General features: G+C 55.8%; 22 protein-coding genes. 8 read left to right on the top strand and 14 right to left on the bottom strand.

Features of this window, described 5'->3' with window-relative positions; all coding sequences use genetic code 11:
• Positions 1-111 precede the first annotated feature (111 nt).
• The 5 genes from B4M48_RS17095 to budA form a co-directional block, all read right to left on the bottom strand.
• Positions 112-798 carry a DUF2931 family protein gene (locus tag B4M48_RS17095; protein WP_288657419.1) on the bottom strand — a complete coding sequence of 229 codons (687 nt, stop codon included), beginning with the start codon at positions 796-798 and terminating at the stop codon, positions 112-114.
• A gap of 10 nt (positions 799-808) precedes the next feature.
• Positions 809-2,497: a T6SS phospholipase effector Tle1-like catalytic domain-containing protein gene (locus B4M48_RS17090; protein WP_288657417.1), complete on the bottom strand. Its 1,689-nt coding sequence runs from the start codon at positions 2,495-2,497 to the stop codon at positions 809-811.
• A 507-nt stretch (positions 2,498-3,004) separates the two neighbouring features.
• Entirely contained in the window at positions 3,005-3,778 is a 774-nt protein-coding gene (locus B4M48_RS17085) for a (S)-acetoin forming diacetyl reductase (RefSeq protein ID WP_104085935.1), read from the bottom strand.
• 22 nt (positions 3,779-3,800) lie between these two features.
• Positions 3,801-5,480, bottom strand: a complete 1,680-nt coding sequence (gene alsS, locus B4M48_RS17080; RefSeq protein WP_288657416.1) for an acetolactate synthase AlsS — start codon at positions 5,478-5,480, stop codon at positions 3,801-3,803.
• A 14-nt stretch (positions 5,481-5,494) separates the two neighbouring features.
• Positions 5,495-6,277 (bottom strand): acetolactate decarboxylase, encoded by a 783-nt coding sequence (gene budA / locus B4M48_RS17075; protein WP_104085934.1) that lies wholly within the window; start codon positions 6,275-6,277, stop codon positions 5,495-5,497.
• A 104-nt stretch (positions 6,278-6,381) separates the two neighbouring features.
• On the opposite strand from budA, the gene B4M48_RS17070 reads away from it, so the two are divergent.
• A complete protein-coding gene (locus B4M48_RS17070; RefSeq protein WP_104085933.1) occupies positions 6,382-7,263 on the top strand; it encodes a LysR family transcriptional regulator in 882 nt (293 codons plus the stop codon).
• A gap of 4 nt (positions 7,264-7,267) precedes the next feature.
• Here B4M48_RS17070 and B4M48_RS17065 read toward each other — a convergent pair whose 3' ends face one another.
• Together B4M48_RS17065 and B4M48_RS17060 are read right to left on the bottom strand one after the other, a co-directional pair.
• A complete protein-coding gene (locus tag B4M48_RS17065) occupies positions 7,268-8,161 on the bottom strand; it encodes an ABC transporter six-transmembrane domain-containing protein (protein WP_288657413.1) in 894 nt (297 codons plus the stop codon).
• A 144-nt stretch (positions 8,162-8,305) separates the two neighbouring features.
• Complete coding sequence (locus tag B4M48_RS17060; protein ID WP_288657411.1) at positions 8,306-10,261, bottom strand: methyl-accepting chemotaxis protein; 1,956 nt, start codon at positions 10,259-10,261, stop codon at positions 8,306-8,308.
• Between the two features lie 278 nt (positions 10,262-10,539).
• On the opposite strand from B4M48_RS17060, the gene B4M48_RS17055 reads away from it, so the two are divergent.
• Entirely contained in the window at positions 10,540-11,136 is a 597-nt protein-coding gene (locus B4M48_RS17055) for a TetR/AcrR family transcriptional regulator (protein WP_166714422.1), read from the top strand.
• Here the strand turns inward: B4M48_RS17055 and B4M48_RS17050 are convergent.
• Complete coding sequence (locus tag B4M48_RS17050) at positions 11,119-11,811, bottom strand: aspartate/glutamate racemase family protein (protein WP_108570207.1); 693 nt, start codon at positions 11,809-11,811, stop codon at positions 11,119-11,121. The genes B4M48_RS17055 and B4M48_RS17050 overlap by 18 nt on opposite strands.
• Positions 11,812-12,023: 212 nt before the next feature.
• Here B4M48_RS17050 and B4M48_RS17045 point away from each other — a divergent pair, with 212 nt between their 5' ends.
• From B4M48_RS17045 to B4M48_RS17030, 4 genes are all read left to right on the top strand, one after another.
• Positions 12,024-13,286 (top strand): DUF2254 domain-containing protein, encoded by a 1,263-nt coding sequence (locus tag B4M48_RS17045; protein ID WP_166714421.1) that lies wholly within the window; start codon positions 12,024-12,026, stop codon positions 13,284-13,286.
• Between the two features lie 90 nt (positions 13,287-13,376).
• Positions 13,377-15,371 (top strand): choline BCCT transporter BetT, encoded by a 1,995-nt coding sequence (gene betT / locus B4M48_RS17040; RefSeq protein WP_108570209.1) that lies wholly within the window; start codon positions 13,377-13,379, stop codon positions 15,369-15,371.
• Between the two features lie 99 nt (positions 15,372-15,470).
• Complete coding sequence (locus B4M48_RS17035; RefSeq protein ID WP_288657407.1) at positions 15,471-15,956, top strand: DinB family protein; 486 nt, start codon at positions 15,471-15,473, stop codon at positions 15,954-15,956.
• On the top strand, positions 15,949-16,386 hold the full coding sequence (locus tag B4M48_RS17030; protein ID WP_104085926.1) for an ASCH domain-containing protein: 438 nt from the start codon (positions 15,949-15,951) through the stop codon (positions 16,384-16,386). The genes B4M48_RS17035 and B4M48_RS17030 overlap by 8 nt, the downstream gene beginning before the upstream one ends.
• 48 nt (positions 16,387-16,434) lie before the next feature.
• On the opposite strand, the gene B4M48_RS17025 is transcribed toward B4M48_RS17030, so the two are convergent.
• On the bottom strand, positions 16,435-17,004 hold the full coding sequence (locus tag B4M48_RS17025; RefSeq protein WP_158249874.1) for a DsrE family protein: 570 nt from the start codon (positions 17,002-17,004) through the stop codon (positions 16,435-16,437).
• 200 nt (positions 17,005-17,204) lie between these two features.
• Between B4M48_RS17025 and amyA the strand changes: the two genes are divergently transcribed.
• Positions 17,205-18,683: an alpha-amylase gene (gene amyA / locus B4M48_RS17020; RefSeq protein WP_288657405.1), complete on the top strand. Its 1,479-nt coding sequence runs from the start codon at positions 17,205-17,207 to the stop codon at positions 18,681-18,683.
• An 84-nt stretch (positions 18,684-18,767) separates the two neighbouring features.
• Positions 18,768-19,451: a haloacid dehalogenase type II gene (locus tag B4M48_RS17015; RefSeq protein ID WP_288657403.1), complete on the top strand. Its 684-nt coding sequence runs from the start codon at positions 18,768-18,770 to the stop codon at positions 19,449-19,451.
• A 144-nt stretch (positions 19,452-19,595) separates the two neighbouring features.
• Here the strand turns inward: B4M48_RS17015 and B4M48_RS17010 are convergent, their stop codons facing one another.
• The 5 genes from B4M48_RS17010 to traT form a co-directional block, all read right to left on the bottom strand.
• Complete coding sequence (locus tag B4M48_RS17010; protein ID WP_288657401.1) at positions 19,596-20,330, bottom strand: GntR family transcriptional regulator; 735 nt, start codon at positions 20,328-20,330, stop codon at positions 19,596-19,598.
• Between the two features lie 101 nt (positions 20,331-20,431).
• Positions 20,432-21,217, bottom strand: coding sequence for a fructoselysine 6-kinase (gene frlD, locus B4M48_RS17005; protein ID WP_288657399.1), 786 nt, complete (start codon positions 21,215-21,217; stop codon positions 20,432-20,434).
• Positions 21,218-21,341: 124 nt separating this feature from the next.
• A complete protein-coding gene (frlB, locus tag B4M48_RS17000; protein WP_288657398.1) occupies positions 21,342-22,364 on the bottom strand; it encodes a fructoselysine 6-phosphate deglycase in 1,023 nt (340 codons plus the stop codon).
• A 21-nt stretch (positions 22,365-22,385) separates the two neighbouring features.
• Positions 22,386-23,723, bottom strand: a complete 1,338-nt coding sequence (frlA, locus tag B4M48_RS16995; RefSeq protein WP_288657396.1) for a fructoselysine/psicoselysine transporter FrlA — start codon at positions 23,721-23,723, stop codon at positions 22,386-22,388.
• Positions 23,724-24,399: 676 nt separating this feature from the next.
• Entirely contained in the window at positions 24,400-25,131 is a 732-nt protein-coding gene (gene traT, locus B4M48_RS16990) for a complement resistance protein TraT (protein ID WP_288657394.1), read from the bottom strand.
• Positions 25,132-25,183: the final 52 nt, after the last annotated feature.

Below are 25,183 nucleotides of genomic sequence, written 5' to 3'. Positions count from 1 at the left end.
CATCATCAGCGGTAATCGTCTCATCCCTGCCTCCCTGGAAAAGCCCGTCCCTGCCGCCTTTCCACTAAAAGTATCTCAAAAAATTTTTTTGAGTACGCTGCTCTTTGCACCCTACCAGTCGCCATACGGATAGGTTTTTCCCTTGATAAAATCAGGTATCTTACCGTAATAAACATATCCGTCAGGATGCTTCGTTATCCCTTTGCATATCAGCATATCATTCCCCGTCAGGGTGAGTTGCCGGGCAGGTTGCTGGAGCACAGCTGGATTAAGATTGTCTTTTAACCATACTTTGACTTTTCCTTCGGGAGGCAGGCCAATAATCATTTTGTTTCGGTAATACGTTTTTCCCGGACGATAAGTATCAGGATAGGCATTTATCATCTGCTGCCACGTCTCCCGGCTGAACCAGATCTCCGTCTCATACGCTTTTTTATCGATAACCGAGTCCCAGCACACCGTCATTCTGACCGGCAGCGCCTTACCAATATTAAAATTGGCTGGAAAACCGCCTATGTGTCGGCTCCATTTTTCCACACTGCTCTGGCTGGGTTCTGTCGGGTCAAGTCGCCGGAAAATACTCTCCCGGATATCCCCATCCTCCAGGTACACCATGGTCACCAGCGCAGGCAGGTTTTTCGGGTGAAAAAAATTGAATTCCCAGTGGTCGTAAGGCAGCTTTTTACCATAGTGCTCCATGCCGTCTCCCGGCAGCGTCTTCACGCCTGCCCGGCGATCATGGCAGCCGGCAGTCAGCATCGCGACCAGTACGGCCACCATCAGCGGTAATCGTCTCATCCCTGCATCCTCAGAACAATCCGCCCAGCGCGTCCGCGTTCACTCGCGCCCGATCTTCCCACTGCTGCTGGTCGTCCATCCGCCACACCGGCCGCACCCAGCCTTTGCCCGGAGCCATCGCCCACACAAACGAGCGCTGATCGGTCGGTGCATAGTGGTTTCGCAGAAAAACCTCCCCCGAGGACGGACTCACCCACAGGCTCAGATCTGAGTCGATGTTCCAGTTCGCCGAACAGTGCAGATAGCGCCCGATGGTCCGCATTTCATCCGCCGTAAAGCCCGCTGGCTCCGCGCCGCGCCGGACCGCCCGCCCCTGCGCGATTGCTTTATCACACAGGGGAAGCAGTTCTGACGGCAATTCCAGCTCTTTGTTACTACTGATTATCGGTGCAAACATCACCCCGGCGTCCTGTGCCGCATCAAGCATCACCCGCATGCACACCTTTTCCCAGTCGTTCGGCACCGCCCTGCGCGTCATAAACACCGCCGCGCCCGCATTCTTCTCAAAAATAAACGCCCGCGCCTTGTTCTGATTGACCAGCGGCCACGAAATCATTTTCGTCTCCACTTCGCCATGCGGCATCAGGTACTTCAGCGCTGGCAGCGAAGTCAGCTTCAGGCGCATCTTCTCCGCCTGCCGGTACACTGCCGTCTGTGTCTCGTCCGCGCTCTCCGGTATCACCTCAAAGTCCGGCATCGTCAGCAGGGAGATTTCATCCTCTCCCGCGTTATAGCCCCCGCCAATGTCCGAGTGCGCCCCCGGCAGCGCCAGCTCCGGCCACATCCCCGCGATGCTGTTCAGGCTGAAGTTGTACCGGCACTCGTGCATCGCGCTTATCTGAAACACCTTCTGCGCCACTGAAGGGCGCAGTTCGAGATTCACCCCGGGGTTGCTGCGCCCGTTAACGCCGTAGAAGTTCAGCAGGCTGCCGATGGCGGCTACCGTGTCAAACAGCCCCAGAAAGCGCACCTCACCTGCCGGTTTTCCGTGGTGCCCGGTCAGATCCAGCCCCTTGTCTATCGCGGCCGCTATCGCCGCGTCCTGGTGCATCACCCGGTTGGCAAAGTGCCGCGCCGCCGCCGCCCCGCGGCTGAACCCGAACACGTCAAACTGCACTTTTGCGATCGCCACGTTGTTGCGGTTACGACTAATAAATGTTTTTAGTGCGGAAGCAATTTCTTCAAGAGCTTCATCCGTCTTCGTCACTACCCCTTTAAACTGCCGGATAAGGCTGCTGCCCAGCCCCATACCCAGCACCGAGTCGCTCTCTCCGTCCGCCGTCCCGATGCCGCTGACGTAGGCTTTGATCTGCGCCTCTATCTGCTCTTCGGCCAGGACAGTATCAGATTTGTAAAGGTCATTAAGCCGCGAAATATTAGTGATTCCCCCCTGCCAGCTGGCATTGCCGAGCTCCGCTCTGGCATGCTTTTCATACTTTGCGCACGCTCTGGCCCGCTCCTCGCCGACCAGCCCGGCACAGTGGGCATACGCCAGCCGCAGATCGTTGGCGTTAGCCCGGTTATTGCCCGTTCCGTCAAAGAATATTCCCACCGTCAGCGTGATCCCTCTGACCGGCACACGCCGGCATCGGATGACTTTTTCACTGCACAGAACATCGGTATAGTGCGTATTGTCCCCTGCAATTTCATAGCGGTGATAGCCAGTGTTGGCCGACACGTTCTTTCCATCTGCAGCCATGTAATATCCTTATAGTTTACCGGGGTAACAAACTGCCATCATACACCATGATGTTCTATATCTGTGGCATAGAAATTTACGTCTGGAGACACCACAGAACGACATTATCTGAGCGGGATTTAAGAAAACAGCGGGCGCTGGCGCATCCTGACTTAACTTAATCGTCACGAAGTCGCCATGCTGTTGCCCTGAGGCATCTGCAGAAACAGAGTGAAGCTGTAAATAAGGAGGATATTGCACGTCTCTCACCGCTATGCTGTGGGCATATCGATATGATGGGTTTTTAGAGTTCCATGCTGGCAGAGTGGGTGACCAGTAGCCGGTGGCTGCACCCATAAAAGAGGCGTCAGAGGAATAAAATATGGCTTAACGTGGATTCTCGCATCGCTAAGCTTCAGACCTCATCCGCCTCCGGTAACATATTGTGTTTCAGCAGAAGTGAATTAAAGTCGCAACTACATGCTGATGCAAGAATTCTCCACCGCACGGCGCGACGCCTCTTTGGTCTTAACTGAACACCATACCGCCATCAATCAGCAGCGACTGCCCGGTCATATAATCGGAGTCGGGGCCTGCCAGAAACGCCACGCAGGCGGCAACGTCTTCCGGTTCTGACAGGCGGCCCAGCGTGATGCGTTTTGCAAATTCCTGGGTGCCATATCCCTCCGGCTGGCCTGCCGCAGCGGAAATTTGCCGATCGATAGCTTCCCACATCGGCGTTTTCACAATTCCCGGACAGAATGCGTTTACCGTAATGCCCGCCGGTGCGAGGTCGCGCGCGGCGGTTTGAGTCAGCCCGCGCACGGCAAATTTGCTGGAGCTGTAGACCGCCAGCTCCGGATTACCGGTGTGTCCCGCCTGCGAGCAGGCGTTGATAATTTTGCCGCCGTGCCCTTCTGCCGCAAAGGCCTGGACCGCCGCCTGAATGCCCCAGATCACCCCTTTCACATTGATGTTATAAACTTTATCCACCACCTCTTCGGTGATCTCCGCAATTGGCGTGGAGGGAGCGACCCCCGCGTTATTCACAATGACATCAAATCCGCCAAGCGCCTGACGTGCCTCCTCTGTTGCGCGAAAGACCTGGTCGCGCTTTGCCACGTCAGCCTGCAGCGCGATAGCCCTGCCGCCAGCGCTGACGATCTGGTCAGCCACCTGCTGCGCGGTTTGCGCATTGTAATCGCTGACCGCTACGGCAAACCCGTCCTGTGCCAGCCGCCGCGCAATCGCCGCGCCAATGCCCTGACCGGCCCCGGTCACAAATGCCACTCTGGTTTTCATCGTGTTCTCCTTTTTGAGATTATTAAAGCAGCTGGCTGAGGTGCAGCTGACCCATCAGCAGCGGGTTATCGCTGTAGTCGACCGGAATGGCGACCACGGCCGGACCGTTCACGTCCATTGCCCGGCGCAGCACTGGCTCCAGCTCTGCTGCGCTGTTAACGGAGAAGCCGGCAGCGCCAAACGCTTCAGCGTAGGCTTTGAAATCTACCGGGCCAAAGTTCACCCCGGAAACGCGCTGATATTTTTTCTCCTCCTGAATGGCCACCATGTTGTAAGCGTTATCCACCCAGATGATGTGCAGGATATTGGCGTTGAGCCGCACCGCCGTCTCAAGCTCCATGCTGGATTGCAGGAAGCCGCCATCGCCTGAGACCGACACCACTTTACGGGCAGGATCAACCAGCCAGGCCCCAATCGCCCACGGCAGCGCAACGCCCATAGTCTGCTGGCCGTTAGAAATCATGATTTGCCGTGCGCGGAAACTGTAGAGATAGCGGGCGATCCAGATATGAAAGCTGCCCATATCCACCGTCAGACTGACATCGCTGTTAATGATGTCCTGCATTGCACGCACGATACGCAGCGGATGCAGCGCAAACTGATCGAGGCTTGCGCCCTGCAGCGCCAGCAGCTGCCGCTGGTGCTGCCGGTCATCAAGAATGGCTGCTGCAGCGGCGCTGAGCTGCAGCGGCGAGTCAATACGTGCCGCGATGTTGCGTACGGTTTGTGCAATGTCTCCCACCAGCTCCGCATCGGGCAGATAGCGATTATCGGTCTCGGCGGGCAGCACATCGATATGCACCAGGAGTGCGTTGCCGCAGTTCCACATCGCCGGTTCATACTCTACCGGGCTGTAGCCGATGGTAATGATCAGGTCAGCCTGCTGCAGCAGACGATCGCCCGCCTGGTTATTAAACAGGCCGATTCGCCCGGCAAAGCGCGAGAAATGTTCCTGCCGTACCGCGCCCGCCGCCTGATAGGTACTGGTCACCGGAATATGGCTTCTGCTCAGCAGCTCATGGATGGCCGCGCTGTTCTCCGGCTGACTCGCCATCAGTCCCAGCAGGATCACCGGATTTTTTGCGCGGGCAATTTCGCGGCTTACTGCATCCACCAGCGCATCTGGCGCGGCGCCAAGCGTAACGCGTGCCTTATGCTGCAGCAGGCTGCCGGTAACCGGCTGATCGACGATATCCTGCGGCAGGCTAAGGAACGCCCCGCCGCCGCGCCCGTTTTCCGCGTGACGAAACGCGTTAGACAAGCATTCTGCCAGGGCGGAAGCGTCGGTGACTTCGACGGCAAATCGGGTGACCGGGCGAAATATCGATACCGTATCCATGCTCTGGTGAACCTGTTTTGCGCTGTCCGACCGTTTTACCGCGCCGCCAATCGCCACCACCGGATCGCCCTCGCTGGTGGCGGTTGCCATACCGGTTACCAGGTTGGAACAGCCAGGCCCGGAGGTGACCAGCGCGACGCCTGCGTTACCGGTGAGCCGCCCGACCGCTGCAGCCATAAAAGCGGCATTTGCCTCATGACGCACCGGGATCAGTTCAATGCGCGAATCCACCAGCGAATCGAAGACTTTGTCGATTTTCGCACCGGGAATGCCAAACACATGTTTTACGCCCTGGGTTTCCAGCTGCGCGACGACCAGATCTGCCCCGCTGCGCCAGCTCGTTTGGGTTTTATCTTCTTTCATCATTACCTCGGTTATTAACTCTCAACGGAGCGGATAGCTTCATCCAGGTTGTCAGGGTTCAGGTTGGCCTGCAGAAAGTCGCGATCCTGCGGTAAGTCGATCACCAGTTTGCTGATTGCGCCAAAGGTCAGCGTGCCCTGCGCCAGCACATAGTCGAGAATGTGGCCACCGCCCTGCCGGTCATCGGTAATAAAATGCTCGTGATAGCCCGCGACATTGATGCCCTGCATATATTGCGGCGTGCGAAAACCGATCAGTTCGCCGGTGCGCTGACGAAAATCAAACGTGGGCTGATTGCCCAGTACGTCAGGCATTGAACGATAGGGGCGGCACTGGCAGGGCACGGTGCGCGTCTGCACCGAGACAAAGTCGCCGCTGATACGCAGCGCGCAAAAATGATTATCCGAGGTAATCACGCTGTCGATGACGCGGTGTACCTCTTCACGACTGCTTTTTTCGCTGAAATGGTGCTGATGTTCCGGAGTGAAAAAGGTCATGACCGCAAACGGGGATTGCTGATCCGGATGGGCCGGGCGGGCGCTGCCGTCAGCACGTAGCTGCCAGACCTGGCGATCAAAGGCGACCAGTTCACCATCAAGCTGATTAAAGGTGCCGAGACCAAAGTCGCCCTTCTCCAGCAGTCGGGCAACGGTCGTCGTGCCGTCATAGACGCCGTGCAGCAGTGCGCTCATCAGCGAGGTCTGATAGATAACCTTTTCTGCTGATTGACTGGCCAGCTGATCAGCGGTTTTCCTGAGCTGTTCTTCACATGAACAACCAGATACAAAATCATACATTTACTGCCTCGCAAACTGATAGTTAAGCCGTGTTAATATCAGAATGAGCCAGCCTGCTCACAGAATCCAATAGCGAAAGCTGCCAGCTTTGAGACGTTTTTGATATGGAACTGCGCCATCTGCGTTATTTTGTTGCCGTTGCCGAAACGCTGCACTTTACCCGTGCAGCTGAGATGCTCGGTATTTCTCAGCCACCGTTAAGTCAGCAGATCCAGCGTCTGGAGCATGAGATAGGGACGCCGCTGCTGAAGCGCCTGACGCGCGGCGTTGAGCTGACGGAAGCGGGGCGCGCATTTTTGCCCGATGCGCTGCAGATTGTGCAGCTGGCAGACCACGCGCTGGAGAAAGCGCGCGGCGTGGCGCGGGGAATGAGCGGTCAGATGTCGCTGGGTTTTGCCAGCTCCGTTGCGTTTGGCACGCCGGTGTTTGAACTTATCGGGCGCTTCAGAGCGCGCTATCCGGCGATGGAGCTTATCACCCGCGAAGAGAATATGGCGCTGCTGATGCAGGATCTGCGTGACGGCCTGCTGGATGCCGCGTTTATCCGCCTGCCGTGCGAAAGCAGCAAAGCCTTCAATCTGCGGGTTATCTCGACTGAACGTATGATGATTGCGCTGCCGGCCGGGCATGCGCTGAGCCAGCAGGCAAGCCTGGCGCTGACGCAGCTGGCGGAAGAGACGCTGATTATGTTTCCGCGCGAGGTGGCGCCCAGCCTCTATGAGCTGATTGTCAGTACCTGCCTGCGCGCCGGCTTTTGCGCCAGTCGCTTTCAGCAGGCGCCGCAGATCGCCTCTTCGCTGGGTATGGTCGCGGCCGGCAGCGGCATTGCGCTGGTGCCTGCCTCGCTCTGCTGTATCAGCAATCCGCAGCTGCGGTTTTGCGAGATCGAAAACAATACGCTGTTTACGGATATCGCGTTTGCCTGGCGGCGTAATCACCCCAGCAGAAGCGTGCTGCATCTGCTGAGCCTGGTCAGCGAAGGGTGACGGATCAGACCTGACCGCTGTTTACCCGGCGTCCGATATCCTTCAGCTGAGAATATTTTTCCAGCAGCTGAGGAGCGTCATCAAGGCTCATGGCAAACATCCACATATAGGTCATGACAGAGTAGACGTGACCCGCCTCCACGCCGCCTCTCAGGCTCATCACCAGGATGGTACTGCCAAACAGCAGTGCGGCTACGCTGCCGATGGCCAGATAGCCGAACGCTTCGCGATCGGAGAGGCAGATCCGCAGCCGGGCCAGGACGCGATAGTGCCGTACCAGCGGTGAGGCGGACGCGTGACTCACCATATCGACCTCTTTTTCCAGCCGGTTATTCAGGCGCAGAAACAGCTGCTCATTCTTACGTGTGAATCCTTTCAGGAACAGCGCAAAAAACAGCAGAATGCCGAGGCACGCCACGCCTGACCAGAACTCAATCAGCAGCAGCATACCCGCCGCGCCGGCGATGGAGGCTACTGAGGTGATCAGCACCGGCAGATGCTTTTCAAAAAAGTCGACAAACTCACGTGACAGCGTCACGCGCGCGGCCACCATTGAAGCGCGGTTATTTTCACGCCGCTGAGCGAGGATCACCGGTACGGCCATTTCTGCATAAATGCGGGCAAAGGTGCGGGTATCAACGCTGCGTCGTGCGGCACCAATCAGCCACATAACCAGTACCATCACGGCATAGAGCACCGCATGCAGCGCGTTACCCGCCAGAATGGCGTTGACGGCAAAACCCGCCAGTAACGGATAAAGCAGGTAGAGTGCGTTTTCGGCAACCACCAGCCCGAGCGTAATAATCAGTTTTTTATTGTGGCGCATTCCCAGCATTTTAAGCATGGCCGCCGCGCCTGTCGGAGCCACCTGAGGATGTTTTGCACTGAGGGTTTTCATAGATTCATCTGAGGTTATTAAATGTTTGAGCGGTTGCTCAAATTGAGAGTGAGTCTATTTGAGCAACCGCTCAAAGTCAATCTGCTGTCAGGCTGAAACCGGAAGAATCGGGCGCAGCCAGTCGTGCGCCCGGGGGAAGACAGATTAACGTTCGGCCGAAAGCTTTTGCAGCACTTTCAGTTCGTCAACGGCGGCCTGCATCGCATCCATACCGGCCGTCATCGTGCGCAGGCTCTGCAGCTGTTGTGAGATGTCAGCCCGTTCACTGCGCGTCTGCTGGCTCATGGCTGCGATAGCATCCGCCGCGTGCAGGCTGCGATCGGCCATGTCACTGGCGGTCTGCACCGTATGGCTGGCCACGCTGCGGATGCGGGAAATGGTGCCGACGGCGTCGCTGATATTGCTGGCGGTCGCTTCCGCCTGCTCTTTTGACGAATGCGCCAGCCGCCGGACCTCGCCGGCGACCACGGCAAAGCCGCGCCCTGCTTCGCCTGCGCGTGCGGCCTCGACGGCGGCGTTCAGCGCCAGGATATTGGTCTGAAATGCGATGTTGCTGATGCCGTGTGTGATGACATTAATGCCATCAGAGATCCGCTCCAGATCGTCCAGACCTTCACCCAGCTGACTTTGTGCCTGCTGACTTTCGCTGGCAATGGCGCTGATTGCGCGGATGCTATTCTCTGCCATGCTCAGCGTTTCACTCTGGCTGTGCGTCGCCGCTTCCAGCGCCGGCAGCGCCTGTACAATGGGCGCCAGCTCCTGCTGATAGCTGACCACGCGCCCCAGCACCCGGGTCTGAATGCCGTTCAGCGCCTCCCAGCGGCGCAGCGCGCGCTGTGCGTAGTGCGCGGCATATCCGGCATACTCTACCGGAAACTGCGCCATCGCCTTCACGTCGCGGTTGAAAAATACCAGCGCCGAGAGCGTCTGATTAATCGGCACGCCGAGAATTTCACCAAAGCTGGAAAACCCGGCCGCCGGAATGCCTTTAAAGAAATGTGCGCTCTGCAGGGCGTTCAGATTTCCCTGCCGCCGCAGAATGCAGTCATTCATCATCACAGCGGCGGGCCTGCCGTGGCGTGAGACAAACTTTTCCCAGTCCTGCAGCGTCGTCGCTTTGAAGTCGCGCTCCTGCATCAGCCAGAGGCGGTCGCCAAATTCCAGATCGCAGAAGAAATACACCCGCCCGGCCTCGATTTTCGCAACCGAGCGTATGAAATATTCATCGCCGGCTTTAACAGCAAACGTCAGCCCCTGCAGACGCTGACTCAGCTGCTGTTCACTGCAGCCAAGCTGCTCTGCCAGTGCGGCAGTGAACGGCTGCTGCTGTCCCTGAGAGGTAAAGACAGAGGTCACGGTACGCGTCAGCGGATCGGCCTCGGCGATCAGCCAGCTTTTATCCAGCGGCGTAAAATTCTGGCTTTTGAACGGCGCAAATGATTTACCGGCCGCCATGCGGCAGAACACCACCACCGCTTTCCCCTGCAGCACCCGTCCACCTGCACCTATCCACGTACCATCAAACGTTACGCGCCCGCCTGCAGAACCGCCGATGGCCAGACAGGGAAAGCGGCCGCTGTTATACCAGGCCTGCATAAAAAAGCCTTCTGAGGCAGATAAGCCGTCGCAGTAGATCATGGCAAAGGTGCGATCGGCAGAGAGCGGCATACGCAGCTGAAGGGCGGCCAGGTCGCGCTGGATGGCGCTGATACGGTCGGTAACGCTGTGCGTATCCTCCAGATGCAAATCGATAATATGCGTTTCATGTTCAGCGACCAGTGAATCAGGCAGCCAGAGCCAGCTGCCCTCCTGCCCGTTACCGTCACAGTAGGTGCTGTGTTTACCGCTGGCGCTCAGCGCGCCGTTGGATGACAGCGTAATAACCGTTAAGGCGGCGGAGTTAAAACGTTGCCATGCCTGGCTGACGCGATAAAAGTCCGCTTCCGGTGGCACGAAGGTCAGTAAAATACCGGCCGCGCGCGAGGAAAGACCTATATCACCCGGCGACGCAGGCAGGTTCTGGCAATCAAAGAGACCATCTGAAGGCTGAGATCGTGCGTTAAAACGGGCGCGGTTAAACATCGTCTTCATTAAAGACATATTCTTATATTTCCTGCTGTAAGCTGTTGCGCACTGAAACTGCGCATCCTGGTGTGGTTAAAAGAGGGCTAAAAGCAGGGTCCGTTCGCAATCAGAACTCATCATTGAGTGACCGCTGCTGCACGCTGATCTGTGCAGAAGCGGACCAGGGTTATCGACCTGTCGGGCACAATCTTCAGCAATTGCTGTTATAGACCACACCAATGGTTAAACGCTGCAATCGCCGGCATATCTGCTACCATGCGCCCTGTATTGTGGCCGGAATGCAAAAAGCGCAGATGAAGAAAAATACCGACGAGTTAAAGCACCGTATTCTTGATACCGCTGTGGCGCTGTTTATTGAAAAAGGCATTGCCGGCGTCACGACCCGTGACGTCACCGAGCAACTTGGCCTGTCGCGCAGCCATATCTATCACTACTTCAGTAACTGGCAGGCGCTCTCGCTGGCGGCGCTTGAGCGCTTTATGGCGCAGGAGATCGCACAGTTCACGCGCGAAGCTGAGGAACTGGCACCGGAACAGCAGCTTCTCCGGCTGGCAGAGATCTACCTGCCCGATAGTGTGGATGCAACGTGGAAGCTCTACGATTCACTCTGGCAGATGGCGGCGAACAATGAGGTCTGGGCCGCACTCGCTGAAAAGAATATCGCCAGCTGGAGCGCACTGATTGGCGGCATGATCCAGCAGGGAGTGGAGCAGCAGCGCTTTCACACCGCTGATGCAGCCCGGGTGACCCGCCAGCTCAGCGCTATGCTCAATGGTTACGCTGAGGTGCTGAGCATCACTCCCTCAGCAGAGAAGCATCGGCAGGCGATGATGGATATCACCGCGTTTATCCGGCTGGCGCTGCAGCCGGCCTCAGGGGGCCAGCGCTAACGCCAGCGCCGCTTCGCAGTGGATCTGCGTGGTATCAAAGACGGGAACCGACACATTACGCGGATTAAGCAGCATCCCGACCTCGGTACAGCCGAGGATCATGCAATCCGCGCCCTGCGCTACCAGCCGTTCAGCCACCTGCTCAAACGCCTCGCGGCTGGCTGTCGTGGTGATATCTTTGCACAACTCATCATAAATAATGTGATGCACTCTGGCGCGATCGTCGTTGTCCGGGATAAGCGGCTGCAGCCCGGCCGTTTCCAGCCGCTGACGATAGAACTGCTGTTCCATGGTAAAGGCGGTGGCGATCAGGCCCGGCGCGCGCAGTCCCGACGCTACGATGCGCTCAGCGGTAGCATCGGCGATATGCAGCAGCGGAACAGCGACATCTTTCATCATGATGTCAGCCAGTTTGTGCATAGTGTTAGTGGCCAGCACGATAAAATCTGCGCCGCCGCGTGCCAGCGCGTGCGCCTCTGCGTTGAGGATCTCCCCGGCCGCCGCCCACTGCCCGCTCGCCTGCAGCTGCTCAATGCGCGCAAAGTCGAGCGATCGAATCAGCAGCTCCGGCGAGTGCAGGCCACCCAGCTGCTGGCGCGTCAGCTCGCATAGCTGACGATAGTAGGTTTGCGTTGAGGCGGCAGACATTCCGCCCAGAATACCAATGGTTTTCATCGTTTGTGATTTTCCTTCTCTGCGCTGCCAGACAGCTATGCACGCTGCGTATATATCGACTATGGTGTTTTATCGCACACTCAAAGCGACGATGTCATTCGCAGGCTCACTTTTTCCAGGATCATCAGTGCTATTCGCCTCTGTGCTGCAGCAAGCCTCCTGATGCCGGCTGAGGTGCGCCTGACGATCGGTGTATAACAACAGAGAACACAATGTCCAAAACACAATGGTTACTGCGCCAGCTGACTAAACAGCTCTGGTTTCGCAGCTCGCTGTTTGCGGTACTGGCGGTGATCACCGCGCTGGTGGCTATTGCGGTGAAACCGTTTATTCCTGCCTCCGTATCGGGCCTGATTGGCAGTGAAGCCGTAGATGAGATTCTGGCTATCCTCGCCTCCAGTATGCTGGCGGTGACGACGTTTTCGCTGAATATCATGGTGACAGCCTATAACTCCGCGAGCAGCAGCGTGACGCCGCGTGCTACCAGTCTGCTGATGGAAGATCGCACCACGCAGAATGTGCTGGCGACGTTCATCGGCTCCTTTCTCTACAGCCTGGTGGGGATCATTGCGCTGGGTATGGGCGCATACGGCACACAGGGGCGGGTGGTGCTGTTCTTTGTGACGCTGCTGGTGATCGCCATGATTGTGATCACCCTGCTGCGCTGGATCCAGCATCTCGCTAATTTTGGCAGCCTGGGCGAAACCTCTCAGCGTGTCGAGCAGGCGACCCGCGCGGCGCTGACTGAACGATTGCAGAACCCCTGTATGGGCGGCTCGGCCTGGCAGGGTGATCTGCCCGCCGCGGCACGACCCCATCCGCTTCTGCCGGAGAGTATTGGTTACCTGCAGCATATCGATTTGCAACGGCTTAACGACCGGGCAGACGCGCAGCAGGTGCATCTCTATCTGGCTGCTCAGCCCGGCAGCTTTGTTCATCCGGGATCGCCTCTGCTATGGTGCACCCAGCCGATGTCTGAAGAAGATCAGCACCATCTGAAGAGTGCATTTACCATCGGTGAGCAGCGCTCTTATGAGCAGGACCCGCGCTTTGGCCTCTGCGTGCTCGCAGAAATCGCCTCACGCGCGCTTTCCCCCGCAGTTAACGATCCCGGCACCGCCATAGATATCATTGGCCGGGCTGTCAGACTATTCGGCCACCCTGTTCCTCCGGCTTCTGATGAAGTAGCCTGGCCGCGCATATTTATCCGGCCCGCCCAAATCAGCGATATGTTTGATGATGTGTTCACCGCCATCGGACGCGATGGCGCAGGATTGGCTGAGGTACAAATTCGTCTGCAGAAATCGCTTCAGGCGCTGGCGCTGATTGCGCCGCATCGTTACGCCGCTGATGCACAGCGCCACTCCAGGCTTGCACTGTCACGCGCAAACATGGCCATGAGCTGCGCAGCGGATAAAACCGCCGTGGAGCGTGCAGCCATCTGGGCGCTTCCGGAAAAAATCTCCTGTGATTAGCCTGGTTTTTAAGCACCTGCTGGCGTTTCGCTTTTACTCTTTCATACTGATTGTTACATTTGGTCTTCATTCACGTTATGCAGGATACTTATGCCAACATCAGAAACGGACATCCAAAAAAAGCGAAGTCAGATTAACCCACCGGTCTTTTTCACTTCAGCCGCCCTGATTTTTATCCTGGTCGCCTTTGCCGCGCTCTTTCCTGAACAGGCGGATACCCAGCTCACCGCCCTGCAGACGTCGCTGTTTGCCAATGCCAGCTGGTTTTATATTCTCGCCGTTGCGCTGATACTGCTGACCGTGATCTACCTGGGGGTGTCGCGCTATGGCGATATCAAACTCGGGCCCGATCACGCTGAGCCCGATTTCAGTTATCACTCCTGGTTTGCCATGCTTTTTTCTGCCGGCATGGGGATAGGCCTGATGTTTTTCGGCGTAGCTGAGCCGGTGATGCACTACATGGCACCGCCGTCAGGCGAGCCGGAAACCGTCAATGCGGCGCGGGAAGCGTTGCGTATCACGTTCTTCCACTGGGGCCTGCACGCCTGGTCGATATATGCGATTGTGGCGCTCATCCTGGCCTTCTTTAGCTATCGTCATGGATTACCGCTGACACTGCGCTCAGCGCTCTATCCGATTATCGGTAACCGCATCTATGGCTGGATGGGTCACGCCGTGGATATTTTTGCGGTGATTGGTACGGTGCTGGGTGTGGCTACCTCGCTGGGCTACGGCGTACTGCAGGTTAACGCCGGTCTCAATCATCTGTTTGGTTTACCGGTCAGCGCCACCATGCAGGTGATTCTGATTGTGGTGATTACCGCCCTGGCGACACTGTCCGTTGTCTCCGGACTGGACAAAGGTATCCGTATTTTATCGGAAATCAACCTCGGTCTGGCGGTGCTGCTGCTGATCCTGGTCGGCACGCTGGGGCCGACGGTCCTGCTGCTGAAGTCGTTTGTGGAGAATACCGGCGGCTATCTTTCCGAGCTGGTGACAAAAACCTTCAACCTCTATGCCTATGAGCCTAAATCGAGTAAGTGGCTGGGCGGCTGGACGCTGTTCTACTGGGGCTGGTGGCTGGCGTGGTCACCCTTTGTCGGCATGTTTATCGCCCGCGTATCGCGCGGTCGTACCATCCGTGAATTCGTCACCGGCGTGCTGTTCGTGCCGGCGGGCTTTACGCTGCTCTGGATGACCTTCTTTGGTAACAGCGCAATCTGGATGATCATGCAGCAGGGTGCCACCGATCTGGCGCAGACGGTGATGAGCGATCAAACGCTCGCGCTGTTTAATTTTCTGGAGCATTTTCCTTTCAGCTTTGCTCTCTCCTGCATTGCCGTCGCCATGGTAGTGGTCTTCTTTGTCACGTCCGCGGATTCCGGGGCGATGGTGGTGGATACGCTCGCGTCAGGGGGCACCGATCAAACGCCAGTCTGGCAGCGTATTTTCTGGTCCGCGCTGATGGGCGTCGTAGCCATCACCTTACTGTTAGCTGGCGGCATGAAAGCGCTGCAGGTTGTGACTATCGCCAGCGCCCTGCCGTTTGCCATTATCCTGCTGATGTCGATGTATGGGTTGCTTAAAGCGCTTCGTATCGATGCCTGGAAGCGGGACAGCAAGCAGATTGCGACCATCGCGCCCACGGCTGCACGCAATCCGATTCCGTGGCAGCGTCGTTTACGTAATATCGCCTATTTCCCGAAGCGCTCGCAGGTGAAACGCTTTATGACGGAAGTGATCTATCCGGCGATGGAGATGGTCGAGCAGGAGCTGGCAAAGCAAAATACCCCGTCGCATACCCGTGCCGATGAAGACGATCGCGTGCGGTTTGAGGTGGATCTGGGACAGGAGCTTAACTTCGTTTACGAAGTCCGCGCGCGTCCCTATCTGCAGCCTGCCTTTGCGCTGGCGGGTATGTCAGCCAGCGATAAGGCAGAAGAGCAGAAATATTACCGTGCGGTGGTCTACCTCAAAGAGGGCGGCCAGGATTATGACGTGATGGGCTGGAATCAGGAGCAGATCATCAACGATATCCTCGACCAGTATGAGAAGCACCTGCACTTCCTGCACATTGTGCGTTAGTGACGGCATGACAAAAGAGGAGCCTGGCTCCTCTTTTTTGTTGTTCGGCCACTTTTTTTTGCTGCTATAATGGGCCTCTGCCTTTTTCAGGATGAAACCATGAGCAGCACCCTGACCACCCTTCTCCGCTATAAATTATGGATAGATGCCGCCACCCTGCAGGCAATTTCTGACATTGATGCCGCACAGTTTGCGGAGAAACGTCATCTGGCATTGCGCCTGATGAACCACGTCTATGTCGTGGACGCTATTTTCAAAGCCAACCTCACCGGTGAGCAACACGGTTACACCGCACTGAATACCCCTGAAACGCCTGCCGTTGAAGAACTGACGCACGCTCTGTCGGAGACCACTCGCTGGTATCTGAAGCATGTCGCCACGCTTAATGAAGCCGATTTCGCTCAGGCGATCCGCTTTCGTTTTGTGGATGGTGGCGCCGGAGAAATGCAGGTTGAAGAGATGATCAACCATATGCTGTTTCACGGCACCTATCATCGCGGTGCTGTGGGCTGGCTCTTATCAGAATGCGGCGTTACGCCACCGAAGGATGTGCTGGCGGTCTTTTTGCGGGATCATAATGCCTAAGATAACTGCACTTAAAGCGAAATACCCGCAGGCGCTGAGCTGGACGTTTGGTGATTCCCCTGCCCTGGCAGATACGCTGGCGAAACTGATTACAGAGGGCAGGAAAACCGCCACCTGCAGTTCGCTGGCTGCTTTTCAGAACGATGCTGAAGCGCCAACTGTGGGCCGCTACAGCATCGTCCTCGACGGCCGCAATCAGCCGGTTTGCGTGGTCCGCATCGTCAGTCTGCAGCTGATACGCTTCTGCGACGTTACCGAAGCGTTTGCCCGTAAAGAGGGTGAAGGCGATCTGAGCCTCCGCTACTGGCGTCAGGAGCACCAGCGCTTCTTTGAAAACAGTGGCGTTTTCGATGAACGTATGGAGCTGGTGGCTGAAGAGTTTGAGCTGATTGAGGTAGTCGCCTGTCAGGCCAGCATTGAGCGCATCTAGATCTTTATTTTCTCCGCGTAATCCATCTCCAGCATCAATCAGCAGGGATTATTCAACCTGTCCGGCCCCCTGCGTATCCAGCAGCGCGTAACCCTGGTTCTGCAGCGTGGTCAGCGTCGTCAGCGCTGAGGGAGTGCGGATCACGGGGGACGCGACCCAGCGCGGATCGTAATGATGCCAGGCCAGCGCCTGACTGCACAGCGTCACTTTTACACCCGCATCGTTCAGCGCTTTTATCAGCTGCAGGTTAGGATTAGCCGCGCCAAACAGCTTCCGGTAGTGCTGCTCATCCAGCATAGCGGGCGTGGCACCGCCGTTAACCGCCACCACGGCGTCCAGCTGATTAGCCGGCACGCCGGAACGGCCATAAAGATTGATGACGCGCGCCACCTCATTCAGGCCGGGATTGATATCTGCTGCATTGCTGGCCGCCTCGCTCACTTTAAAAACCAGTTTGTAGTGCTGCGTACTGTCGGGCTGAAAAGCCGCGTCAGGGGTGTCATAAAGCTTACCGTAGCCGGCAACGAGCGGCGCCCTGGGCGTATCCGCATGCGCCCCCTGCGTTGCGTAAAGATAGGCGAGAACAATAAGCGAACAGAAAGAGAAATATCGGGTCATGTGCGTTCCGCATAAGCAAATGGCGGGGTCAGCATAAATTAAAAAACGCCGCTGCAAAGCGGCTGGCCTGTTTTTAAGAGTAATGCACATCCCGTGCCGGTCCTGCTGTTGCAACAGCAAAAAGTGCGGTGGCCGCTGAATATTCGCGCGCTTTTCCATTCCCGCTCCATAATTCTTTTGACTATAAACGGAGCCCGGCGATGAAAAATCCAACCCTGTTACAGGCATTTCACTGGTATTACCCCGAAGGCGGCCAGCTCTGGCCTGAGCTGACCGAACGGGCAGCGCATATGAGCGAATCGGGTATCAATATGATCTGGCTGCCACCAGCCTATAAAGGTGCTTCAGGCGGCAGTTCAGTCGGCTATGACACTTACGATCTGTTTGACCTGGGTGAGTTTGATCAGAAAGGCACCGTTGCCACGAAATATGGCGACAAAGCGCAGCTCCATACGGCGATTGAAACGCTTCATCAGCATCAGATTGCGGTGCTGATGGATGTGGTAGTTAACCACAAAATGGGCGCGGATGAGAAAGAACGCATTCTGGTTAACCGCGTCGACGAGCAGGATCGTTCACAGATTCATGAAGAGGTAGTGGAGTGCGAAGCCTGGACCCGCTACACCTTCCCGGTACGCGCCGGACAGTATTCAAAGTTTGTCTGGGACTATAAGTGCTTCAGCGGTGTCGATCATATCGAAAATCCTGATGAAGATGGCGTGTTCAAGATTGTGAATGACTACACCGGCGAGGGCTGGAACGACCAGGTTGATAATGAGCTGGGCAACTTTGATTATCTGATGGGCTCCAATATCGATTTCCGTAACCGCTCGGCGACGGAAGAGATCAAATACTGGGCGCGCTGGATGATGGAAGCCACCCAGTGCGACGGATTCCGTCTGGATGCGGTTAAACATATTCCGGCCTGGTTCTACAAAGAGTGGATTGACCATGTACAGGAGGTCTCTGAAAAGCCGCTGTTTATCGTGGCGGAGTACTGGTCGTTTGAGCTGGATAAACTGCAGCAGTATATCAATCAGGTTGAGGGTAAAACGCTGCTGTTTGATGCCCCACTGCACATGAAGTTTCATGAAGCCTCTAAGCAGGGCAGCAGCTACGACATGAGCCAGATCTTCTCCGGTACGCTGGTAGAAGCCGATCCGTTCCACGCCGTCACTATTGTTGCTAACCATGATACTCAGCCGTTGCAGGCACTTGAAGCGCCGGTGGAAGCCTGGTTCAAGCCGCTCGCCTATGCGCTGATTTTGCTGCGTGAAAATGGTGTGCCGTGCGTGTTCTATCCGGATCTCTACGGCGCCAGCTATGAGGACACCGGCAGCGATGGCGAAACGCATAGCGTTGAGATGCCGGTGATCGACAAGCTCGACCAGCTAATGATTGCGCGCCAGCGTTTTGCTCACGGGGTGCAGACGCTGTGGTTTGATCACCCCAACTGCATCGCGTTCAGTCGCAGCGGCACGGAAGATGAGCCAGGCTGCGTGGTTGTGATGTCTAACGGCGACAGCGGAGAGAAAACGCTGACGCTGGGAGAAAACTACGCCGGTAAAAACTGGCGCGATTTTCTCGGCAATCGCGATGAGACGATTACCACCAACGAACAGGGTGAAGCGGTATTTACCTGTAACGGCGGCAGCGTTAGCGTCTGGGTTATTGAGTAATACCCGCGCGGGCTGCGTCTCTGGCAGCCCGCGCGTTATGCTCTGCAGCAATGCGTTTAATGCAAAAAAGGTACGCAGATAATAATGAAAGAGACCACTGTGCTGGTATTTGATGTTAATGAAACGCTGCTCGATCTGACCTATCTGGATGATTTTTTTCTGGACACGTTTGGCGATGCGCAGGTGATGCGTCAGTGGTTTGCAGAACAGATCCTTTACTCCCAGACGCTCACCTTAAGCGGTCGCTATGTGCCGTTTGGTGAACTGGCCGTTGCCGTATTAAAGATGGTGGCGACGACCCGCGGGATTGCGCTTGATTCATCACAGATAACGCGTTTTCAGCAAGAAATGGCGGTGTTACCTGCTCATCCTGATGCGCTGCCCGCACTGGAAAAACTCCAGGCTGCGGGTTTTGAGATGGTGACGTTTACTAACTCATCGGCAGACGCCGGCAAAAAAGTGCTGGCGCAATCCGGACTGGCGTCGTTTTTTTCACAGCAGTTCTCCGTTGAGCTGAGCGGCTGTTTCAAACCTGCCGCTGCCGCTTATGGAAGTGTCAGTCAGGCGCTGGATCGGCCTCCTGCTGCGCTCAGAATGATAGCCACACACGCCTGGGATATTATTGGCGCCATGGCCTGTGGCTGGAAAGGCGCCCTGCTTACCCGCGCCGGTAACGCGCCGCTGTTGCTGGGCGAACAGCCCGATATCTGCGGGCCCGATTTACAGGTAATAGCAGAACAGATTATTGCGGCAGACAGTCGGAGATAAAACAGCGATCATGATTACTGAAATGTATTGATGAATGCAGTAATCCGGCGCTGACCGGGCGCGATTTGCAAATGTGTACAAAGCGTATCCCGCGTTAAAAATTTGTCTGGCAGAGAAACATCAAGAGGGCCCTGGCCCTCTTTTTTATTTCTGTCGCTGATTATCGATAGTCAGGCTAACGCGGTTAGCGCGGCAAAACAGTTCCGAATAGTGCACCGGTTTCGCGTTTTGATCGAAAGCGATTTTACTGATGCGAAACAGCGGCTCGCCCAGTTCACATTTCAGCCTCTGGGCCTCGGCTTTAGTGGCCATAAAAATATCTATGGTCTTCTTATCACTCACCACGCGAGTGTCGAATTTTTCCTGAAACAGCTTATAAGTAGAGGCGCCTGCGGTATAAATGGTGTCAAATGCCGGGTAACGGGAGAGCGGTATCCAGGAGCTGTCGATAAACAGCGGCTCATCGTCAAGATACATGACCCGCATCAGGCGAAAAATGTCGCTGCTACCGGGAATATTCAGTCTTTCACAAAATGGATCGGCGTTCATGCACTCCTGTTCGATGACCTCTTCCCGGGTCGGCTTACCCTGGGAAACGCCAAAATCAGTAAAACCGCTTACCGTCAGCAGCGCATTTTCAACCTTTTTACTTTGCACAAAAGTGCCCTTGCCCTGCCAGCGCTGCAGCACACCGTCATTGACCAGATCGCTGATTGCTTTGCGGATAGTGATGCGGCTAACGTTATAGAGCGTGCATAACTCGCTTTCAGTCGGGATCTGCTGGCCAGCCTGGTAAACTCCCTGCGCAATATCATCAAGCAGGCGCTGGCGCACGGTGGCGTAAAGGAGTTGATGTGAGTAGCGCTCCGTAGCTGACATGAATCGACCCTGAAGTTGTTAGAGGTGTAGGGTTGATTATATGGGCCTTTTCCGATGAGTAACAGGCGCTGGCATGGGTAATGTCACGCCAGCGCTGACCCTTACCAGGCACCATGATAGCCAATAGTATGTGCAGCGCACCGGGTACCCTGTTTCATCGCATCCTGCAGCGGCAGGTCGTTAGCGATAGCGCACAGGAACCCGGCGATGTATGAATCCCCTGCCCCCATGGTATCTACCACGCTGACGCGCTGCGGCGGCATCTTCCGGAACTGTATGCCATCCCACGCCAGGCTGCCGTTTTCACCCAGCGTGGCGATCGCTACCCCTGCGCCACACTGCACCACGGTTTGCAGTCGGTCGCGCAGCCACGGATTATCGATATTTGCTGAGGAAAAAACATAATCAAGATGTTCCGGCAGTGTGTGCCATAGCGGGCTTTCCCATTTATCTGCAAAATCAAACGACAGGATTTTTCCCGCCGCCTTCAGGGCAGGAAAAGCGGACTCAGCATGTCCCCAAATGGCGGAATGAATAATGTCAAACTCCATCAGCCACGCCAGTTCCTGCTCACCTACGCTGAAATCTGCCATCACGCCTTCGATATAGTCACCGAGAATGCGATCGTTATCGCGCAGTTCCACCTGCGTTTGCGCTGTCAGACCCGGCATCACACGCAGCCGGGAAATATCCACGCCATGTTGCGCAAGATCGCGGCGCAGCATGGCACCATAATCATCGTCGCCCACCCAACTGACGCAGGCGGGCTGCATTCCGTAACGCGTGCTGTAAACCGCCACATTAACAGCATTGCCACCAGAAAACGCTTTACCTAGCCCGGGATAAATATCCACGCAATTATCACCTACCGTTGCCAGCCGTTTCATTGACCCTCCTGTGACAGCCGCGCGCGCCAGCAGTAAATGCTGATGTCCACAGGTAAACATACCCGTTTTCATTCGTATGTTCCTTGCTGTGATGCCCGGCCTGCATGGAGACCGGGCGGGGAAATTAATACTCGACGATCCCGCCATAGTAACGGCGATCGTCCGGGTTATGGTCTTTGTAGATGGAGAGGTAGTAACAGAGCCACTCCATCGGGACGAACATCAGGAATGGGGCGAGCCACGGGTGCAGTCCCTGAGCGATTTCGGCATAGTCGATCACGATAACGTTATCGGTACGCTCGCGTACAAAACGGATAGCGCGCTCGGTGGTATGACGGCTTTCGTCATTACCCAGCAGGAACAGAAACGGTACGCCCGGCTCTACGATTTCCAGTGGGCCATGGCGGAACTCGCCGCTCTCAATTACTGAACCATGGGTCCAGGTAAACTCCATCAGCGTAACAATTCCCTCTTTGTAACTCAGCGGACGCAGCGGACCAGCGGCAACGGTATAGATCATCGGCCACTGTGAGGCCTGCTCGCCGAGCTGACGCCCTTTTTCTTCCCAGGTACGCACCAGATGCCCGAGCGCCTGCGGAAGTTTATGCAGATCGTTTTTGATTTTGCCGATTTCGGTGTGCGGCGCGAGGCGCGTAATCATCTCCAGCACCACGCTGTAACACAGCAGCAGATGAATTTCCCAGATGCAGTCTGCTTCATATGCCACCACATGCTGCGCAGCCTGATTGATAGGGCTGTCCGGGCGTTTGGTAAAGGCAGCAGTTAGTGCGCCGCAAGCCGCACCCAGCTCCAGTGCCTTTATCACCTCTTCGGTTTTGCCGTAATCAGAGACGCCTATTACCGCGCAGCGCGGATCCAGCCGATGCGGGGTGTTATCGCAAAATTCCCAGCCGGAAAGCGCATAAACCTGAAGGCCGGAGAAACGATCTGCCAGATGCTTTGCCGTCTGCGCAGCATTCAGCGGGGAGCCGCAGGCGACAAAGTAGATGCGATCGACGCCACGTTTGATCATTTCATCAACAATGGCATGCACGCGGGGAACGTCATTCGCAAGAACCTTCTCCACTTCGCTGACCATGTTTTCGGTTACCAGGAAATCCACCGTGTTTTTATCAATATTCAACATGCAACAACTCTCCAGACAGGGTTAAGAAACGTGAGCCAGACGGCGGTTACGCTTTTCCCAGAAGGCATAAGCGGGCAGGCCGGTGGCGATAACAATCAGGGCGCAGATCAGCCCCGGGACAGGCGCCCACACAAAGGTGGATGCAACAAGAATTAAGCTTGAGGTGATAGCGGCAAAGGTCATCAGGCCGAACGCCGGTGTGCGCCACAGTGGTTTATAGTCTTCACGTTTGCGGCACCAGATAATCGAGCCGAAGGTGAGGGTGTTTTTGAAGCACATGACCAGCGTGAAATAGCCCAGCAGGCTGGTCAGGTCAGAGACAAAAATAAAGAAGATGCCGAGGGCACATTGCAGGATAATGGAGACATCCGGCGTGTTGTATTTTGGATGTACATGCCCGAAACTTTTGAAAAACAGGTTATCTTTCGCCATCGCATATTCGAGACGCGGCTGATACATCACACAGCTGGAAAGCGAGCCCAGGATCACGATGATGGCAGTAATGGCGACAAAGATACCCGCTACGCTGCCGAGCGCCGGAATATACGTGAGTGCGTCGGAAATTGGCGTTGCCGAGACGGCAAGTTTGTCGAATGGCATCAGCCCGGTGATCACCAGCGCCAGCAACGAATAGAGCACCAGCACCAGTAAACAAGAGCCTATCAGCGCACGCGGCATGGTTTTGCCGGGGTTTTTGATCTCTCCGGTCATATAGCAAATAGAGGCCATGCCGGTATAGGACCAGCTGGTAGCAGAAATTCCGGCCAGCAGCGCCATTATCCCTGTCGTCATGCCGGTGGTTGCGGTTGCCGGTGCGTTAAAATTATCCCCTTTTAGCCAGAACACGCCGATGCCGATGACAATGGCAAACGGGATGATTTTAGCGATGGTGATCAGCGTCTGAAATGTCGCGCCGCCTTCAACTGAACGCAGATGCAGCAGCATGAACGCCAGAATCAGACCGGTGGCAATGAGCTTCCCGATGAACGGGTCGATCGGTATCAGAAAGGCCATATTACCGACAATCGCCAGCGCCATAATAGAGAGTGACGGCGCATCATTCGCCCAGAAGCTGGCCCAGCCGGAGAGAAATGCCAGCGGACGGCTGCCCGCGTTTTTCAGGTACACATAGTCCGCGCCATTTTCAGGATACGCGGTAGAGAGCTCCGCATACACGCACATCTGCGGAATAACAATCAGTCCGCCAATAACAAAAGCAAACACGGTGAGCCACGGAGAACCTGCCGCTTTTGCTACTTCACCAACCGAAACGAAAATACCGGAACCCACGGTCGTTCCGACGGAAATGGCCAGCACGGCCCAAAAGCCGAGTTTGCGTTGGAGTTCCTGGCTTTCCATATCGTTACCTTTTTAATAATTAAATGGAGTTGTAGGGTTAGGTGCGCCTGAATGAAGCAGCAGATCACCGCACTATCTGTAGAAAAGATGGCGTAAGTGCGCTTTGCTATTTTTCATAATGAGATGACGCATAATGAATATAACAACATATAATGAATTGTGTTGGCGAGGCAGATCACAAAATCGTTACTTGTGCTAAAGCTGTTACGCGCTTATCGATTAAACAGCTGATAACGCAGGTTTTTTAACATCTGGCACACGTGTGGACTGTCAAATGCAGAAAGTGGGGAATGGCGGAGATTGCTGTCTGTATTCCTGAAAGCAGGCTCTGGTGGTAATGGACAAAACAACTTCTGTAGCAGGTGCGTTCAGAAGCGTAATGGTCGGGCTGAATAAGTGACAAACCCTTTTCTGCCAGAAAGTTTGTTAGTTACAGCACCCTTTTACCTGTTCCACTCATTCCGGCCCTGCGGGCCGGGCGCGGCGGCGGGTCAGGAGGGGCAACCCTGTTTCCGATCTGCGCCTGAGGTTAGAAAGGTCAGAGAGGGGCAATGTGCATCAGACCGGTACCAGTTAGCGTTTCATGTTAATGGATGCTGTAACTATTCAGGACGTATATTCAGAGTTATACAGTTGTGATTTGCCGCCGGCCGGAAAGCACCAGCGGCACCCGTGATTACATAATGCCTGCCACGGATTTCGCCAGCTGCGCTTCCAGCACCGGCTTCGCTTCTTCAAACTTGAGATTGACCTTGTTGGCGTTGGACACCACACGCGTCTGATACTTCATGCGGTTGCCCTCTTCGCTGCTGGTCTGCAGCTTAATGCCCGATGTGCCCTGACGCAGCGCGGCAATGTTGTCAGTGGTCACGGCATTTTTACTGCGTTCGGAGATCTGCAGATCGGTCACCATGGTGAAGTTAACATCTTCAATCAGCGCATCGGCCGCCATTCCTGCCAGGCCTGCGGCCAGACCGACTCCAAGCATCGCACCACCCGAGTTACCGTTATAGGCCGTAATGCCGGCACCCAGCGCTGCACCGGCAACCGCGCCTTCATAACCGGTCGCCAGGAAGCCCTGCGACTGGCGCAGATCCATTTTTTCCGCTTTCAGAACGTTAGCCTGAATCCAGTAGAACGCGGTATCGGGTGAGGATGTGACAGTATACCCTTTAGCCTGCAGGTCCTGCGCCAGCAGCGACTGCAGATCGCTCATATCTTTGTCAGAGGTATTACGCACCTGCAGATAGACCGTTTTCTGACTGGAAGGCTCAAGCCATACCGTCTGGCTCATCTGCGTTTTGACTTCAAGATTGCGCTTTTTGATGGCGGTAGTCATGGCGCTGCAGCCGGAAAGGACGATGCAGGAGGCGACGACGGCCGCCACCAGGGGTTTACGATGGTTCATTTACTGCTCCCTGAGAAGAATTAACTGCGGCGCACTCTTGCCCGCAGCACAC

The sequence above is a fragment of the Pantoea sp. UBA6567 genome, assembly GCF_002434165.1.
Lineage (GTDB): Bacteria > Pseudomonadota > Gammaproteobacteria > Enterobacterales > Enterobacteriaceae > Pantoea > Pantoea eucrina.
Note: the sequence above shows the minus strand (reverse complement) of the source record. Positions and strands in the feature narration are given on the sequence as shown.